The organism is Bradyrhizobium sp. USDA 4504 (assembly GCF_054063995.1).
Map to the genome: position 1 here is coordinate 5,283,257 of NZ_JBSSGV010000001.1, position 15,558 is coordinate 5,298,814.

The following is a 15,558-nucleotide window of genomic DNA, read 5'->3' on the forward strand; positions in this document are numbered from 1 at the left end:
CATCAGCCGCGCCCGGCAGAATTGAAGCCGTCATCCAACCTCTGTTACAAGCGGCTTGAAATCGCGACGGAGCATATCAGTGGCTGACGAGACAATCTCCCGCCAGGGGTCACGAGGGGCGCAGGGGCCGCAGGGCCGTCAGGGCGAGCCGGGTCGGCCCGGTCCGCAAGGACATCCGGGGCGGCCGGGGCCGGAAGGTGCGCGCGGCAAGCCGGGTCCGCAGGGCAAGCCCGGACTGGTCGGGAAGGCGGGGCCCCAGGGCAAGCCGGGAGCGCAAGGCAAGGCGGGCGTGCAGGGTCCGCGCGGCGAAGCTGGCCCACAGGGACCGCAGGGACCGGCCGGCCCGCGCGGTGAAGCCGGCCCGCCCGGACAATTGCCGTCGATCGAACAGGTGATGCCGTGGCTGCACATGATCTTCGACGCCTGGGAAGACTACAAGCGCACCAAGGAGCGTGAAGCCGCCGAGTTCGCCGAGCGCGATGCCGCCGAGCGCGCGGCAGCGGAGGCGATCGCGCTTGACGTCGACGCCATCGACTTTGCGGAAGATGACGACGAGGACGACGATCACAAGAAAAAGAAGAAGCACCGCAAGAAGGACAAGAAGTAATCCTTCCTGTCCTCGCGCGGCGACACGGCCAGCTCTGTCCGTGTCGCCCCGATGCCTACTGCTCCGCGCCCGGATTGGCCGGAGGATCGGAGGGGCGAGCGAGGTGCATGAGCTGGAAGACCCAGCGCATGGCGTAATACCAGGCAACGCCCGCGAGCGCCCCGCAGGCCGACAGGATGATGACGTTGGCAAGGTCGATCGTCCCGCTCGACCACAGCATGCCGCAGGTCCAGAGCACGGCGAACGCAATCGAACAGGACGTGAGCAGGGCAGGCTTCATGGCGTCGCTCCGGGATCGGGTGAACGACACCGATGCCCGGACGCGCGGCGCCGCACCGTGACCTGCGTCACGGTACGCCCCGCCCTCAGCCAAACCGCAGGCGCGAACGCTCCCTCGCCTTCTCCGCCTCCACCTCGCGATCGCGCGCCGGTGCCGTGGTCTGCAACGAGATCAGGAGCTTGCGCGCGGCATTCGAGACCTCGGTCACGGCCAGGTTGAAGGCGGCCTCATTGGACTGCGACGGCTTGTTGAAGCCGGACAGTTTGCGCACGAACTGCAGCGCCGAGGCGTGGATCTCGTCCTCGGTGGCGGGCGGCTCGAAGTTGAACAGCGTCTTGATATTGCGGCACATGTCGGTCTCCCTCGCCCGCGGCAACGGGGCGGCTCTCTCAAGGACGATCGGCTGCTGCAAAATACGACATCGTGGTCTATTCTGGCAGTGTCATCGTCCACGGTGGAGCGAGGTTCCGGATGAGCCACGTGATCTACAAGGTAGTCCAGCACGACGGCGGCTGGGCCTATACCGTCAACGGGGTGTTCTCGGAACCATTTCCTACCCACGCCGCGGCACTCGCCGCTGCCCGACGCGCCGCCAACGAGCAGCGCGTCCCCGGCCGCACCGAGGCGATCCAGTACGAGACGTCGGACGGCAAATGGTTGACCGAAACCGCATCCGGCAACGACCGCCCGGAGACCGAGGTCGAGGACGGCCGCTAGATCATCTCGTCGCCTTCAGAACGGAACCTGGACGCCAAGCCGGTCGAAGAACGCCCGCCCCCGGTCGGTGATCCGCAATGCGCGCGGAATCCGATGCGGCGCAACGCCGCGCATCTCGATCAGCCGCGCCAGCACGGCATTGGCAAACGGACCGGCGAGATGCGGCACGCGCTCGGTCCAGTCGTTGCAGAGCCGCAGATGCGGCTGCCGCGCCGGATCGAAATCGATTGCCTCGGCCCGGCACCAGGCCAACCCCTGCTCGGTCACCCGACCATCGCGGCCGTCGATCACGACCAGGCGGCGGCGGATCAGCGCATTCGACAACAGCACGCCGAGCTGACCCGCAAGGTGGTGGTAGCAGGTGCGCGATCGCCTGAGCTGCTCGGCCGGCATCGCACGCCTCCCCACGGTGGCCTTGGCCGCAAGATCGACGAGGTTCTCGATCAGCGCCGCGGCGTCGTCGTCCCTGATCCGGTAATATCTGAACCTGCCCTGTGCCCACACGGAAAGCACGCGGGCGTCGACCAGCTTCTGCAAATGCGCGCTGGCGCCTTGCGGCGAAATGCCGGCGACCGCAGCAAGCTCGCCCGCCGGCAACGCCTTGCCGTCGGCCAGCGCACTGACCATCGCCTCGCGGACCGGATCTCCCAAGGCCTCGGCGATCCGCGAAAATCCCGTCTGCAAAGCCTGGGATGATCCCACCGCATCGTCCTCCAGATCGCGCCGAAACGTCATACCCGCATACGCCGTGCCGCGCAGTTCATTTCAGATTTTCCTGAAACGTCGCGGCGGCCTGTTCCGTTCAGATGGGCGGCAGTCGATCAAACACAAGGCAACGATCATGACAGCCGGCAGCAACGACGCGGAACGCATCTACAGGCTCTGGGATGAGGCGCTCGGTAACAAGGACCTCGAGGCGGCGCTCGCGCTCTACGCAGCCGACGCCTCGATCGAGAGCCCGCTGGTCCAGCATTTGATGCAGACCAAAGACGGGATCGTCCGCGGCCGCGACGCGCTGCGCGAGTTCATCACGCGCGTGTTCCGCACCAGCCCGCCGCAACGGCGGCGCTTCAAGCAGGGTTTCTTCAGCGACGGCCGCGTCCTCACGTGGGAGTATCCGCGGCAGTCTCCGGACGGCGATCAGATGGATCTGGTCGAGGTCATGGAGATCGATGACGGCCTGATCCAGCGTCACCGCGTCTATTGGGGATGGTATGCGCTGAACGTGCTGAAGGCGAGTTAACCGGACACTTCTGCGTCAGGGGCGCGGCGCCGCTATCGGACGACGCCTTCCGTCATGCTAGGCTTGCACGCAAGCGGCTGGACAAATGCGCCGCGCGTGGGAAGAAGCATAATGATCCGTTGGTGCGCGGCCTTTGTGGCCGCTGTTGTTGTCTCGATGTCGGTACCGGCCATGGCTGCAGACTATCCCACGCCGCAGGATGGCGAATGGATCGCAAAGGACTTCAAGTTTCACAGCGGCGAGGTGATGCCGGAACTGCGGCTGCACTACACCACGGTCGGCGCGCCCACCGGACAGCCGGTGCTGGTGCTGCACGGCTCCGGCGGCTCGGCGGCCAGCATGCTGACGCCGAGCTTTGCCGGCCAGCTGTTCGGCCCCGGCCAGCCGCTCGATGCGGCGAAATACTACATCATCATCCCCGACGGCATCGGGCACGGCAAATCGTCGAAGCCGTCGGACGCGATGCGGACGAGCTTTCCGAAATACGACTACAACGACATGGTCGACGCGCAGTATAGGCTGGTCACCGAAGGGCTCGGTATCAGGCATCTGCGGCTCGTGATCGGTAACTCGATGGGCGGCATGCACACCTGGATCTGGGGCGTGCGCTATCCGCGGATGATGGACGTGCTGGTGCCGATGGCCTCGCAGCCGACCGCTATGGCGGCACGCAACTGGATGCTGCGGCGGACGATGCTGGAAACGATCCGCAACGATCCCGACTACAATGGCGGCAACTACACCAGCCAGCCGCGGATGATGAAATACGCCATCGCCGCCTATCGCTTCGCCAGCGCCGGCGGCACGCTCGCCTACCAGATGCTGGCGCCGACCGCGACGCAGGCCGACAAGCTCGTCGACGACCAGCTGGCCCTGCCGGTCACATCAGATGCCAACGACTACATCTATCAATGGGAGGCCTCGCACGATTACGATCCGTCGGCGGGACTGGAGAAGATCGAGGCCACCCTGCTTGCGATCAATGCGGCCGACGATGAGCGCAATCCGCCGGAGACCGGCGTCACCGAAGCTGCAGTGAAGCGGATCAAGAACGGCAGGATTGATCTGATCCCGGCAAGCAGCGAGACACGCGGCCATCTCACCACCGGCGACGCGCGGTTCTATGCCAGGCAATTGCAGGAACTGTTGCAGACGGCGCCGCAACGCACGATGTAGCGATCGAGGCCAGGGCGATGTCCGCTGATCGCTTCCGCCGCATTGCGCTGAGCCTGCCCGAGGTCGTTGAAGGCGCGCATCACGGCACCGCCGACTTCCGCGTCGGCAAGCGCATCTTCGCAACCCTCGGCTATCCCGACCAGGATTGGGGCATGGTGAAGCTGACACCTGAGCAGCAGGCGATGGTGATCGAGGCCGAGCCCGAGATCTTCCGGCCGGTGCCGGGCGGCTGGGGCAAGAGCGGCAGCACCAATGTCCGCCTCGCGAAAGCGGATCAGATCACGCTGCGCAGCGTGCTCGAAATGGCGCGGGACAATATCGCGGTGAAAGCCGCGAAGAAGGCGCGCACGAAGCAACCAACCTGAGCGCAACCATCCCGCACTGCATCACGCCTGACTGCGCGGTTTCGCCGATTCTTTGAGCATGCATCCCGCGCGCGGTTCGTGCCTAATCGCGCAAACCCCGGATTCGCGTGACGCTACGCGCGGGTCACGTAGAAGTTTTCGCCGGAGGAAGGTAATGCGAAGGCTCACGCATGTCGCGGTGCTTGCGTGGCTCGCCATGATGGTGGGCGCTGCACTGGCGTTCGACAACGGCCAATACGACAACGTGCCGCCCGATATCCGCGCCTGGTTCAAGAGCGTGATCGCGCCGAATGGCGTGCCGTGCTGCGACATCTCCGACGGCCATCGCACCAGCTACGACGTTCGGGGCGGCGCCTATTGGGTGCCGATCGAGGGCGAGTGGATGATGGTGCCGGAGCGCGCCGTGATCCGCGATCGCGGCAACCCGGTCGGCGAGGCCGTGGTGTGGTACGTGCACCACCGCGGCAGCACCATCATCAGCTGCTTCGTTCCGGCGGATGCGGTCTGAGCGGCGCCCGCCGCCTGCGCGGGAAGCCTGCGCGCGAGGTCGCGTCAATTTGAAACAGTTACTCCCTGTTAACCTTACTTTTTAACCAATAATTAAGGATGAGTTTGCGGGCGCCATGAGGCGCGGCCTAGCGTCTGCAGAAATGCTCCGTAACCGCGAGTTGGTGCGTGCCATGGCTCTTCGAAGAATGGCGTATCGAACAACTGGGGCGCTGATGGCGTCCCTTGGTGTTTACCTTGGCGTTGCAGCGCTGCTGCTTGCTTCCCCGACCGAGACCTATGCGAGATCCGGATCCGCAGCGCGCGGCACGTTCTCCTCGCATCATCCAGCTTTCCGCCATCATGTGCGGGTGCCCGGCATCGTGTTGCCGGACGCGGGCGGATATTATGATGGCGCGGCGAGCGTTCCTTTCGCCGCCGAGGTCCCGGCGCCGGTCTCGAGCGACGTCCGCTACACCTACACCCAGGACGTGCCGTGGGATTGGGCGCACCGCTATCCGCCGGCCGTGGTGCCGTCGGATCGGCCCTATGTGTCGAGCTGCCCCACCGAGAGCGTCACGGTGCCCGGCCGCGGCGGCGACCGCACCATCAACATCACGCGGTGCTACTGACGAATAGCTCGTTCACAAAAACAAAAGAGGCCGCCCGCAAGGCCGGCCTCTCGTATTTTGGCAGACGCTCGGCGCGCGGCTGACAGCCGGTCAGGAATCCTCGCCCTTCAGATGACCGACGTGCTTCTGGGTGTAGAGCTCAAGGCCGATGCGCTTGATCAGGTCGAGCTGGGTCTCGAGGAAGTCGATGTGCTCTTCCTCGTCCTTCATCAGCTGCTCGAATAGGTCGCGGCTGACATAGTCCTTGACGCCATGGCAGTAGGTCGCCGCCTCCTGGTAGAGCGTGCGCGCGCCGATCTCGGCGGCGAGGTCACACTCGATGATCTCCTTGACGTCCTGGCCGATCTTCAGGGGATCGAGCACCTGCAGGTTCGGGAAGCCGTCGAGGAACAGGATGCGATCGACGAATTTGTCGGCGTGCTCCATCTCCTCGATGGACTCCTTGCGCCAGACCTTGGCCATCTCCAGGAGGCCCCAATTGTTGAGCATCCGGTAGTGCAGCCAGTACTGATTGATGGCGGTCAGTTCGCTGCGCAGCCCCTTGTTCAGATAATCGATGACCTTCGGGTCGCCTTGCATGATCCACTCCACCTGTCGCGGCCAACCTTGGCCGGCGCTAAACTTAGAACGCTTCTAAATCAGATTATCGGCAAGAGCAACTCTTCGCAGAAGCAGCGCGTGGATAACCGGATTCGAAGGATTAGCGCAGCGTCTTCCAGCGAAACGGAAGCCGGTTCGCCGTCAGGAAGCGCGTCGAAACGAGAAGCGTTAGCAGGCCGCGAGCGCGAATTCGGCCGGCTCGGCGTCCTCGTTGGCGGCGTGCGGATGGCCGCTGTGGGGGCAGCCGGAGCAGCAGGCCTTAGCGCAGGGACCGAGCGCCTCGTCGATGATCGCCTTGATGGTGCGCGCGCAGCGGCCGCATTCGGCACTGCAGCCGAGGCAGCCGTACACCTGCTTGGCATTTCGAGTCACGGACCCACCGCCATTGACGGCATTGCGGACATCGTGGTCGCTAAGGACGTTACAGGAACAGACAATCATCGGAGAAAGGCGGGGTCCAACGGTGATGCTTGGCAATATGGATATTGTCGGCTCCCGCGGGATGCAAAAGGAAAAAGCGGTTTTTGTAGCAATTCCAAACTGATGCGGGATTCATATTGGAATGAGTCTAAATCGGTCGGAGGTCAGGAATCCGACGCCCGCCGGGTGGCTGACGGGCCAATAACCGCTTCCTTCGCCGCCGGCCCCCATGAGCACACGCCTCGCCGCGGCGCTATCGGGCTTGTGCGTTGCAAGATATTGCAAAAGCTGCAAGCATTTGGTCGCGAATGCGGCAGCGTCGTTCATTGATCATTCAAGCTGAATATGGAACCCTCCGGCGAGACAGATCGCCAATGCACGCTGTCCCTGCTGCCGCGAGAAAGGTGAGGCCATGAAGAAGACATTGCTGGCGCTTTGCGCCGTTGCCGCTGTGGCGGCTTCGACTGTGGCGGTGCCCGCCCCCGCCCAGGCACAACGCGGTGTCGCCGCCGGCGTCGCTGCGGGATTGATCGGTGGCGCCATTGTCGGTGGCGCGATCGCATCGCAGAACCGCTATTACGGTCCCGGATACGGCTACTATGCGCCCGGTCCGGCCTATGTCGCCGAGCCCGGCTATGGTCCCGATTGCTTCTGGCAGCGCCAGCGGTTCTGGGACGGCTACACCTGGCGCGTTCGCAGCGTCCGCGTTTGCGATTGATCGCCGTTCATCTCGATTAAATCGAACCAAATGTCCCGGAAAAACCGACTGTTTCTCCGGGACATCTGCTGCAGATGGCCAGAAAAAACCGCTTTTCTGCGCGATCAGCCTGCGGACGTTTACTTTCGGTTGACTGTTCTGCGCTGTTTAGCAAGACAGCAGTTCGAGATCAGCGTGTGAGTCACCTCAACCCGGCGCCGAACCAGGACGCCACCACCTTCCAGGAGAGCCAAAGACATGAAGAAGACTTTAGCTGCCCTTGTCGCCGTTACCACGATTGCCGGTTCGCTGGCCGTTGCTCCGGCTGCCAAGGCTGGTGACGGCGGCGCCGTCGCGGCCGGCGTTGCCGGCGGCCTGATCGGCGGCGCCCTGCTGGGCGGCGCTATCGCAGGCGCTCGCCCCGCCCCGGTCTATGTCGCACCGGCGCCGGTTTACGTCGAAGAGGCCCCGTGCCGCATGGTTCGTGAGCGCTTCTGGGACGGCTACGGCTGGCGCTTCCGTCGCATCCAGGTTTGCGACTGATCGACCGACACGTTTTCAGCATCACATTCGAAAACCCGGCCTCTCGGCCGGGTTTTTGCTTTCGCCACAGGCGGCCCTGCGAGCCGGCCCGATCAGCGCTGCCCGTTCATCGCGCGCAGCACCGCCTCGCTCGGCCAGCAATCGACCTTCAGCCCGGCCTGCTTCTGATAGGCGCCGAGCGCCGCGCGGGTCTGCATCCCGGCCTTGCCGTCGAGCTTGTCCTTGTAGAGACCGATCTTCGTCAGCTGCTGCTGCATCGCCTCGACATCGGCGGAGCGCAGCTGCTTCGACGCCGACCATGGCGTCGCGAATGGCTGCGGGCTCGTCATGCGGTCGGCGAGGTGGCCGACGAACAGCACGTAGAGATCGGAGAAATTGTATTCCTTGATCACGAAGTAGTTCGGCGTGGTCAGGAAGGCCGGACCGTAGCTGCCTTCCGGCTGCAGCAGCGACGCCGATTGCGCCTGCTCGGCGGCGCTGAGCTTCTGCCCGCGCACCGGCACGAAGCCGGCGCGCAGCCACTGGCTGATCGGCTTCGTCACTTCAGGCACGCCCATCGTGCAGTCGGCATTGGCCGGCGCCTGCACCTCATAGGCCCAGCGCACGCCGGGCTGCCAACCCTTGTTGACCAGCTGCTGCGCGGCGGAGGCGAGCGCGTCCGGCACCGAATGCCAGATGTCGACGCGGCCGTCGCCGTCGAGATCGACGCCGTGCTTGTAATATTCCGACGGCAGAAACTGGGTGTAGCCGGTCGCTCCCGCCCACGATGAGCGCATCTCCTTGCGCGTCACCGCGCCCTCGCCGAGGATCTTCAGCGCCAGGATGAACTCGGTGCGGTACTGATCCTTGCGACGGCCGACATAGGCCTGCGTCGCCACCACGCGCAGCGTGTCGTAGGGCAGCGAATAGCGCCCGTAATCGGTCTCGCGGCCCCAGATCGCCAGCACGACGGTGGCCGGGACGCCGAACCGCTTCTCGATCGCATCAAGCGAGGAGCGATACTTCTGCAACAGCCGCTGCCCCTCGGCGGCGAGCCGCGCGATCGAGGCTTCCCTGATGTAATCGGCCGGCACCTGCACGAACTCGGCCTGCGCCGGTGCGCCGGTCTTCGGACGTCCGGGCAGGATCAGGTCGGGCAGCTTGTAGTCGGGCTCGAGCGAGCGCGTCTCGCGATCGAAGGTCTCGCGCGACACGCCGGCGGCCTTGGCCTCCGGCCACAGCGAGGCGATGAACTGGGTGAACGCAGCATCGGCGGCGCGCGCGGGTGAGACGACGGATGCGAGCAGGAGCCCGAGGGCAAGCGCGCGGAGGAATGTCAAATCCAACAACCTGTTCACGCAGCGGTCCAATGGGCGCGGCATCAGGCCAACGCCCGCGATATCAGTGTCGTGAGCCTTACCACGACACCGGATTGCTGTGAACCTTGGCGGCCGCGCTCAATGCGCGGCCTGCTTGGCGCCTTCGATCGAGTCGTTCGACAGCTTGTCGACGATGGCGATGCCGATCGCCGACAGGATGAAGACGCAGTGGATGATGGTCTGCCACATCACGCCGGTCTCGGTGTAGTTGCCCTTGCCTGACGACAGCGCGCCGGCCTCGATGAAGGTGCGCAGCAAATGGATCGAGGAGATGCCGATGATGGCCATCGCCAGCTTGATCTTCAGCACGCTGGCATTGACGTGGCTCAGCCATTCCGGCTCGTCCGGATGGCCCTGCAGATTGAGGCGCGAGACGAAGGTCTCGTAGCCGCCAACGATCACCATCACCAACAGGTTCGAGATCATGACGACGTCGATCAGGCCGAGAACGGCCAGCATGATCTGCTGCTCGCTGAAATCGAAGGCATGGGCGAACAGGTGCCATAGTTCCTTGAGGAACAGCACGACATAGACGCCCTGGGCGATGATCAGGCCGACATAGAGTGGCAATTGCAGCCAGCGCGATCCGAAGATCAGCATGGGAACGGGACGCAGCGACCGGCCCTTCGCGGGGGCGCGCGCCTCAGAAAGTGCGGACATGGTGGAGTGCTCGCAGGATTGAAAATTGCGGAGCGCTCTATCTACGCAATCCCGCGCGCTTGAAAAGCGACAACTGGCCGCACATTGCGCCGCGATGCCGTCACGATCCTGCCAACGAAGAACGGTCGAGCGCGGCGAGATGCCGCGTTCGACCGTTCATACTGGTCAGCGCGTCAGCTTCTTGTACTTCACGCGATGCGGAATGATGCTGTCCTGGCCGAGCCGGCGCATTTTGTCCTTTTCGTAATCCTGGAAGTTGCCCTCGAACCATTCGACATGGCTGTCGCCCTCGAAGGCCAGGATGTGGGTCGCGATGCGGTCGAGGAACCAGCGGTCATGGCTGATGATGACGGCGCAACCGGCGAAATCCTCGAGCGCCTCTTCCAGCGCGCGCAGCGTGTCGACGTCGAGGTCGTTGGTCGGTTCGTCGAGCAGCAGCACGTTGGCGCCCGACTTCAGCATCTTGGCGAGATGCACGCGATTGCGCTCACCGCCTGACAACGCGCCGACCTTCTTCTGTTGGTCAGCGCCCTTGAAGTTGAACGCCGAGCAGTAGCCGCGCGAATTGACTTCCTTCTTTCCGAGCAGGATCAGCTCGTTGCCCCCGGAGATCTCCTCCCACACCGTCTTGTTGCCCTCGAGCGCGTCGCGCGACTGGTCGACATAGCCGAGATGCACGGTCTCGCCGACCGTGATGGTGCCCTTGTCCGGCGTCTCCTGCTCGGTGATCATCTTGAACAGCGTGGTCTTGCCGGCGCCGTTGGCACCGATCACGCCGACGATGCCGCCGGGCGGCAGCTTGAAGGTGAGATCGTCGATCAGCAGGCGATCGCCAAATCCCTTGCTGAGACCTTCGAAGTCGACGACGTTGGCGCCGAGCCGCTCGGCGACCGGAATGATGATCTGCGCGGTCTGGGTCTGCTTCTCGCTCGCCTTCTTGAGCAGATCCTCATAGCGCTGGTAGCGGGCCTTCGACTTGGCCTGGCGCGCCTTCGGCGAGGACGCCACCCATTCCTGCTCGCGGGCCAGCGTCTTCTGATGCGCGGCATCCTCGCGGCCTTCCTGCTCGAGTCGCTTCTGCTTCTGCACCAGCCAGGACGAGTAATTGCCCTCGTACGGGATGCCGCGGCCGCGGTCGAGCTCGAGGATCCAGCCCGTGACGTTGTCGAGGAAGTAGCGGTCGTGGGTCACGATCAGGATCGCGCCGGGATAGTTGCGCAGATGACCTTCCAGCCACGACACCGATTCGGCGTCGAGATGGTTGGTCGGCTCGTCCAGCAGCAGCAATTCCGGCTGGTCGAGCAGCAGGCGGCACAGCGCCACGCGGCGGCGTTCACCGCCGGACAGTTTTGTGACATCGGCATCGTCGGGCGGGCAGCGCAGCGCGTCCATCGCCTGGTCGACCTTGCTGTCGAGATCCCACAGGCCCTGGGCCTCGATCTCGTCCTGCAGCTTGGTCATCTCGTCGGCGGTGTCGTCCGAATAGTTGACCGCAAGCTCGTTGTAGCGGTCGAGGATCGCCTTCTGCTTGGCGACGCCCTGCATGACGTTCTCACGAACGTTGAGTGCCGGATCGAGGTGCGGCTCCTGCTCGAGATAGCCGACGCGGGCGCCCTCGGCGACCCAGGCCTCGCCGTTATACTCCTTGTCGAGGCCGGCCATGATCTTGAGCAGCGTCGACTTGCCCGAGCCGTTGACGCCGAGCACGCCGATCTTGGCGTCCGGGTAGAAGCTCAGATGGATGTTATCGAGCACCTTGCGGGTCGGGTACGCCTTGGTCAGACCCTGCATGAAATAGATGAACTGGCGAGCCATCCGCTGTCCCTGGAATTGATCCGATTTGTGGAAATTTTGCTGCCGCCGATGTAACGGCCGGCCCCCGAAAGCGCAACCGCGGGACCTCTGTTTTCCGTCCGTTCACCACGTTTCGCGGCTTCACCACGGATGATTACGGGTTCGACGTCATGTGTGCGCCGAATCACGACAATTGAAACCATCTTTTAATAAATCAGGCCAAAACTCGTTCTCAACGTCGAAAAACGGCGATTTTCGCGGCAGAACCGCGGCCAAAACAGTTGAGGCCACGTCATGGCTACCATCATTTCAGCACCCCTTCCGCGCCCGACGACCAAAGGCGAGGCGACGCTGTTCGCCGAATTCCGCGCCTTTTGGCGCGCCTTCGTCGCCAAGGCTTTCAATCCCTACCGGCCGGAACTGCACTATATGCGCGGCCCGGGTCCGGCCTGCCGTGCCAAGCAGATGGCGCTGTCGCCGGCGGTCCGCTCGATGCTCGCCGATATCCGCGCCACGAAGAAGCCGTCGCCGCGCGTGTGACAATCGCCGCTTTTTGAAACCGCGGCCGCTTGCGCGCCTGCCGATTGCGCGCGACCATGACGGGTATCCCGACGGTTGATCTCCCGCCGTCGTCCTCACCCTGAATGGACCTCCCCGATGACGCGGCTCCGCTGTGCAATCCTCGACGACTATTTTGACATCGCGCTTTCGGTGGCCGACTGGCCGAAGGTCAAGGACCGGGTCGACGTCACCGTGTTCGACAAGCCGTTCGCGAGCGAGGCGGAAGCGGCGACGAAGCTGAAGGATTTCGAGATCATCTGCGCGATGCGCGAGCGCACCCCGTTCCCGAAGAGCCTGCTCGACGCGCTGCCCAGGCTGCAGTTCCTGATCACGTCAGGCATGCGCAACGCGGCGATCGACATGGAGGCCGCCAAGAACCGCAAGGTGGTGTTGTGCGGCACCCAATATAGCCGCGATCCCACCGCGCCGCTGACCATGGGCCTGATCCTGGAACTGACGCGCGGCATCGGCCGCGAGAATGCGCGCATGCACGCCGGCGAGGCCTGGCAGACCTTTGCCGGTACCGAGATCGAGGGCAAGACGCTCGGCATCATCGGCCTCGGCAAGCTCGGCAGCAAGGTCGCCGGCATGGCCAAAGTGTTCGGCATGAACGTCATCGCCTGGAGTCCCAATCTGACGCCGGAGAAGTGCAAGGAGGCCGGCGTCGGCTATGCCAGCAAGGACGAGCTGTTCGCGACATCAGACATCATCACCATCCATGTCGTGCTGAGCCCGCGCTCGCGCGGACTGGTCGGCGCCGCCGATCTCGCCCGCATGAAGCCGTCGGCCTATCTCGTCAACACCGCGCGCGGGCCGATCGTCGATGAGGACGCCCTGTTCGCGGCGCTGCGCGACAAGACGATCGCCGGCGCCGGCATCGACGTGTTCTCGGTCGAGCCGCTGCCGTCGGATCACCCGCTGCGCAAGCTCGACAACGTCGTGATCACGCCGCATCTCGGCTACGCGACGCGCGAGAGCCTGCAGGCGCATTATCAGCAGATGGTCCAGTGCATCGATGCTTTCACCAAGGGCAACGAGCCGCCGCGGCGCCTGGCCTGACAGCGGCATTCACTGCGGCTAGCCGAGCCAGCGGAACGCGCGTTCGAGCTCGGCGCGGCCGTCCCGGTCGTACCAGCGCCCGTGGGCGAGAATGATCCGTTCCGGATCCCATTCGATCATGCGGGCGACGGCGGCCTTCATCGCGTCCCTGTCCTGCAGGAAGGTCGAGCGCAGATCGGTTGGCGTGCTGCCGTCGGGATCGCGCACCCGCCGAGCCAGATCAGGAACCGCATCAACGGCGAGCGGACTCGTCCGGCCTCAAAATTCTCGATCAGGTCCGTCAGCAGCAATGTCCGCGACGGCAGATGGAAGAACACGACCTCCGTCATGTAGCTGCCTGCCACCAACAGCGTCGCGATCCACTCATCCCAGGGATAGCCGGATGATCGTTCCATTGGCTCGCCTTCGAAGGTCAGCCGATTGTCCGCCTGTTGCTTGATCCCGGGCGCAAGGAAGATGCGCGCGTCGGGATAGGCAGCATTCCATTGCGGAATCCACCAGTAATGCAGACGGTTCGGACCGATGATCCAGCGCGGTACGCCCAGCTCAACGATTGCGGCCTTGAGCTCGGCCAGCAATGGTGTCGGCGAGTGAATGAACAGCCGCCCACCCGGCAGACGAACGATCGTCGCGCGCATTGGAAACGGCATCTTGAACCAGCGCGGACCGAACCGGATGATCGGACCATCGATCATCCATACGTCATCGGCGACAGGCTTTGGCGCATTCAGCGGCGGATAGGTCTCGCAGACGTCCTGCATCGCATTGCTTCCCAAGCTGCAACGTCGAAATGCGCGGCTTGTTGCAACAAAAAAAGGCGCGCTGTTCGCGCGCCTTTTTCAATGATGAACTTGCCGGTTGGCCTAGCGCACCGTCACCGGTGCGGGCAGCGGCTGCACCGTGGTCGGCTGCGTGCCGGGCAGCGGCGCGGCCGCCTGAGCCTGGGCCGCAGAGGGAGCCATCGGGTTCGCGGGCGCGGCAGAAGCCGTCGCCGTTCCCGGCGGCGGACCACCGGGCAGCACAACCACGCGGGTGCCGACCTTGGCACGCTCGAACAGGTCGGAGACGTCCTCGTTCAGCATGCCGATGCAGCCCGACGAGACGAACTTGCCGATGGTCGACGGCTGGTTGGTGCCGTGAATACGGTACACGGTCGAGCCGAGATACATCGCGCGGGCGCCGAGCGGGTTGCCGGGTCCGCCGGCCATGAAGCGCGGCAGATAGGGCTGACGCTCGATCATCTCGGTCGGCGGATGCCAATCCGGCCACTCGGCCTTACGGGTGATCTTCTGCACGCCGGTCCAGGTGAAGCCGTCGCGGCCGACACGGACGCCGTAACGGATCGCCCGGCCGTTGCCCAGGATGTAATAGAGGTAGGTGTTCGACGTATCGACAACGATCGTGCCTGCCGGCTCCTTGGTCGCGAACGACACTTCCTGGCGACGCAGATTCGGCGGCAGTTGCGCCGGGGCGTCTTCTGGCTGCTCGTCCGGCGGCAGCGCCGCGATCTGCACCGGCTTGCCGTTGGCATCGACCGGCGCCTGCTGCTGCGGCACGGCTCCGGTAACGCCCTCGGGCGGACGCATGCCGCCGCGGTCGTCGCCGTAGGAAACACCGGCGGCCGGAACGCCATTGTCGCGATTGGCTTGTTGCGCACCCGGACGATCGCCGTAGATCACCGGCGGCGGCCCCATCGGACGGCCATAGCGGGGATCATCGGGCGACATCACCGGCCCAGTCGGCGCGCCACGGTCGGAATAGACCGGAGGAGCATTCATCGGGCGGCCATAGCGCGGATCGTCCGGCGACATCACTGGGCCGGTCGGCGCGCCACGATCGGAATAGGCGGGCGCATTCGCCGGACGGCCATAGCGCGGGTCGTTCGGCGACAGCACCGGGCCGGGCGGCGGCAATGCAGCCGAATCCTGCCCGTCATCGTCATTGAGTGCGTCGAAATCCGGCATGCTGCCCTGGGGGTAGGGCTGGGGCGCCGTCGAATAGGCGGTGCCTTGGGGCGCCGGATAACCCTGCTGCGCATGCGCAAGCGAGGTTCCTGCCACGCCGAGAGCCGCGGCAGCGCAAATCGTCAGAATGCGGTTGATCATCATTGCTCTGTTATAGTCCCCAAGCCACACCGGACTGTTAACGGCCCAATGCAGGAAGATAGCGGCGCATTCAAGACAAATCCGCGAAACCCGGGCTATTCCGGGCCTTTTGTGATTTCGCGTCAACGCTGCGGCAAAGATGTCTCACGGGTCGGGAATGTTTGTCCACGTGGCCAAAGTCATCAATCACCCGCATTTTGTAACAAACAGTCCCGGGACGTTGCGATATCTTCGAATCGGCCTGATTCGCGCTCG

22 protein-coding genes are annotated in these 15,558 nt (G+C 64.4%); 11 read left to right on the top strand and 11 right to left on the bottom strand.

The features are described from left to right. Positions 1-79: 79 nt before the first annotated feature. A complete protein-coding gene (locus tag ACVMB1_RS24850; protein ID WP_057019139.1) occupies positions 80-607 on the top strand; it encodes a collagen-like domain-containing protein in 528 nt (175 codons plus the stop codon). Between the two features lie 55 nt (positions 608-662). Here ACVMB1_RS24850 and ACVMB1_RS24855 read toward each other — a convergent pair whose 3' ends face one another. Beyond that, positions 663-887 (bottom strand): hypothetical protein, encoded by a 225-nt coding sequence (locus ACVMB1_RS24855; protein WP_028334831.1) that lies wholly within the window; start codon positions 885-887, stop codon positions 663-665. Positions 888-972: 85 nt separating this feature from the next. Further along, a complete protein-coding gene (locus ACVMB1_RS24860) occupies positions 973-1,239 on the bottom strand; it encodes a DUF2277 domain-containing protein (RefSeq protein WP_141342579.1) in 267 nt (88 codons plus the stop codon). 119 nt (positions 1,240-1,358) lie between these two features. Here ACVMB1_RS24860 and ACVMB1_RS24865 point away from each other — a divergent pair, with 119 nt between their 5' ends. Continuing rightward, positions 1,359-1,604, top strand: a complete 246-nt coding sequence (locus ACVMB1_RS24865; protein WP_016840968.1) for a DUF2188 domain-containing protein — start codon at positions 1,359-1,361, stop codon at positions 1,602-1,604. 15 nt (positions 1,605-1,619) lie between these two features. Here ACVMB1_RS24865 and ACVMB1_RS24870 read toward each other — a convergent pair whose 3' ends face one another. Then, positions 1,620-2,306, bottom strand: coding sequence for an ArsR/SmtB family transcription factor (locus ACVMB1_RS24870; protein WP_159109476.1), 687 nt, complete (start codon positions 2,304-2,306; stop codon positions 1,620-1,622). Between the two features lie 139 nt (positions 2,307-2,445). Between ACVMB1_RS24870 and ACVMB1_RS24875 the strand changes: the two genes are divergently transcribed. The 5 genes from ACVMB1_RS24875 to ACVMB1_RS24895 all read left to right on the top strand — a co-directional run bounded on the left by ACVMB1_RS24875 (position 2,446) and on the right by ACVMB1_RS24895 (position 5,506). Further along, positions 2,446-2,847 carry a nuclear transport factor 2 family protein gene (locus tag ACVMB1_RS24875; protein WP_246786722.1) on the top strand — a complete coding sequence of 134 codons (402 nt, stop codon included), beginning with the start codon at positions 2,446-2,448 and terminating at the stop codon, positions 2,845-2,847. Positions 2,848-2,958: 111 nt separating this feature from the next. Beyond that, on the top strand, positions 2,959-4,023 hold the full coding sequence (locus tag ACVMB1_RS24880) for an alpha/beta fold hydrolase (RefSeq protein ID WP_076830371.1): 1,065 nt from the start codon (positions 2,959-2,961) through the stop codon (positions 4,021-4,023). A 17-nt stretch (positions 4,024-4,040) separates the two neighbouring features. Continuing rightward, positions 4,041-4,388, top strand: a complete 348-nt coding sequence (locus ACVMB1_RS24885) for an MmcQ/YjbR family DNA-binding protein (RefSeq protein ID WP_141342582.1) — start codon at positions 4,041-4,043, stop codon at positions 4,386-4,388. Positions 4,389-4,542: 154 nt separating this feature from the next. After that, positions 4,543-4,896, top strand: a complete 354-nt coding sequence (locus ACVMB1_RS24890; protein WP_253638822.1) for a hypothetical protein — start codon at positions 4,543-4,545, stop codon at positions 4,894-4,896. A 214-nt stretch (positions 4,897-5,110) separates the two neighbouring features. Next, on the top strand, positions 5,111-5,506 hold the full coding sequence (locus tag ACVMB1_RS24895) for a hypothetical protein (RefSeq protein WP_141342584.1): 396 nt from the start codon (positions 5,111-5,113) through the stop codon (positions 5,504-5,506). Between the two features lie 90 nt (positions 5,507-5,596). Here the strand turns inward: ACVMB1_RS24895 and bfr are convergent, their stop codons facing one another. Then, complete coding sequence (gene bfr, locus ACVMB1_RS24900) at positions 5,597-6,085, bottom strand: bacterioferritin (protein ID WP_076830360.1); 489 nt, start codon at positions 6,083-6,085, stop codon at positions 5,597-5,599. A gap of 189 nt (positions 6,086-6,274) precedes the next feature. Then, the gene (locus ACVMB1_RS24905; RefSeq protein ID WP_016843730.1) at positions 6,275-6,547 is read right to left on the bottom strand and encodes a (2Fe-2S)-binding protein; all 273 of its coding nucleotides are present in this window, start codon (positions 6,545-6,547) and stop codon (positions 6,275-6,277) included. A 391-nt stretch (positions 6,548-6,938) separates the two neighbouring features. Between ACVMB1_RS24905 and ACVMB1_RS24910 the strand changes: the two genes are divergently transcribed. Next, entirely contained in the window at positions 6,939-7,244 is a 306-nt protein-coding gene (locus ACVMB1_RS24910; RefSeq protein ID WP_016843729.1) for a hypothetical protein, read from the top strand. Between the two features lie 237 nt (positions 7,245-7,481). Further along, the gene (locus tag ACVMB1_RS24915; RefSeq protein ID WP_016843728.1) at positions 7,482-7,766 is read left to right on the top strand and encodes a hypothetical protein; all 285 of its coding nucleotides are present in this window, start codon (positions 7,482-7,484) and stop codon (positions 7,764-7,766) included. Between the two features lie 92 nt (positions 7,767-7,858). On the opposite strand, the gene ACVMB1_RS24920 is transcribed toward ACVMB1_RS24915, so the two are convergent. From ACVMB1_RS24920 to ettA, 3 genes are all read right to left on the bottom strand, one after another. Further along, positions 7,859-9,103, bottom strand: a complete 1,245-nt coding sequence (locus ACVMB1_RS24920) for a lytic murein transglycosylase (RefSeq protein ID WP_371852160.1) — start codon at positions 9,101-9,103, stop codon at positions 7,859-7,861. Positions 9,104-9,202: 99 nt separating this feature from the next. Next, positions 9,203-9,784: a TIGR00645 family protein gene (locus ACVMB1_RS24925; protein WP_057019130.1), complete on the bottom strand. Its 582-nt coding sequence runs from the start codon at positions 9,782-9,784 to the stop codon at positions 9,203-9,205. Positions 9,785-9,949: 165 nt separating this feature from the next. Then, on the bottom strand, positions 9,950-11,599 hold the full coding sequence (gene ettA / locus ACVMB1_RS24930; protein WP_456849337.1) for an energy-dependent translational throttle protein EttA: 1,650 nt from the start codon (positions 11,597-11,599) through the stop codon (positions 9,950-9,952). A 273-nt stretch (positions 11,600-11,872) separates the two neighbouring features. Between ettA and ACVMB1_RS24935 the strand changes: the two genes are divergently transcribed. Continuing rightward, positions 11,873-12,118, top strand: coding sequence for a hypothetical protein (locus ACVMB1_RS24935; protein WP_057019128.1), 246 nt, complete (start codon positions 11,873-11,875; stop codon positions 12,116-12,118). Between the two features lie 117 nt (positions 12,119-12,235). After that, a complete protein-coding gene (locus ACVMB1_RS24940; RefSeq protein ID WP_141342585.1) occupies positions 12,236-13,198 on the top strand; it encodes a D-2-hydroxyacid dehydrogenase family protein in 963 nt (320 codons plus the stop codon). A gap of 18 nt (positions 13,199-13,216) precedes the next feature. Here the strand turns inward: ACVMB1_RS24940 and ACVMB1_RS24945 are convergent, their stop codons facing one another. The 3 genes from ACVMB1_RS24945 to ACVMB1_RS24955 all read right to left on the bottom strand — a co-directional run bounded on the left by ACVMB1_RS24945 (position 13,217) and on the right by ACVMB1_RS24955 (position 15,306). Beyond that, a complete protein-coding gene (locus ACVMB1_RS24945) occupies positions 13,217-13,339 on the bottom strand; it encodes a hypothetical protein (RefSeq protein WP_349629136.1) in 123 nt (40 codons plus the stop codon). Next, positions 13,336-13,959: a DUF4336 domain-containing protein gene (locus ACVMB1_RS24950; RefSeq protein ID WP_349629137.1), complete on the bottom strand. Its 624-nt coding sequence runs from the start codon at positions 13,957-13,959 to the stop codon at positions 13,336-13,338. The genes ACVMB1_RS24945 and ACVMB1_RS24950 overlap by 4 nt, the downstream gene beginning before the upstream one ends. A 102-nt stretch (positions 13,960-14,061) precedes the next feature. Next, on the bottom strand, positions 14,062-15,306 hold the full coding sequence (locus tag ACVMB1_RS24955) for a L,D-transpeptidase family protein (protein WP_076830343.1): 1,245 nt from the start codon (positions 15,304-15,306) through the stop codon (positions 14,062-14,064). Between the last annotated feature and the right edge of the window lie 252 nt (positions 15,307-15,558).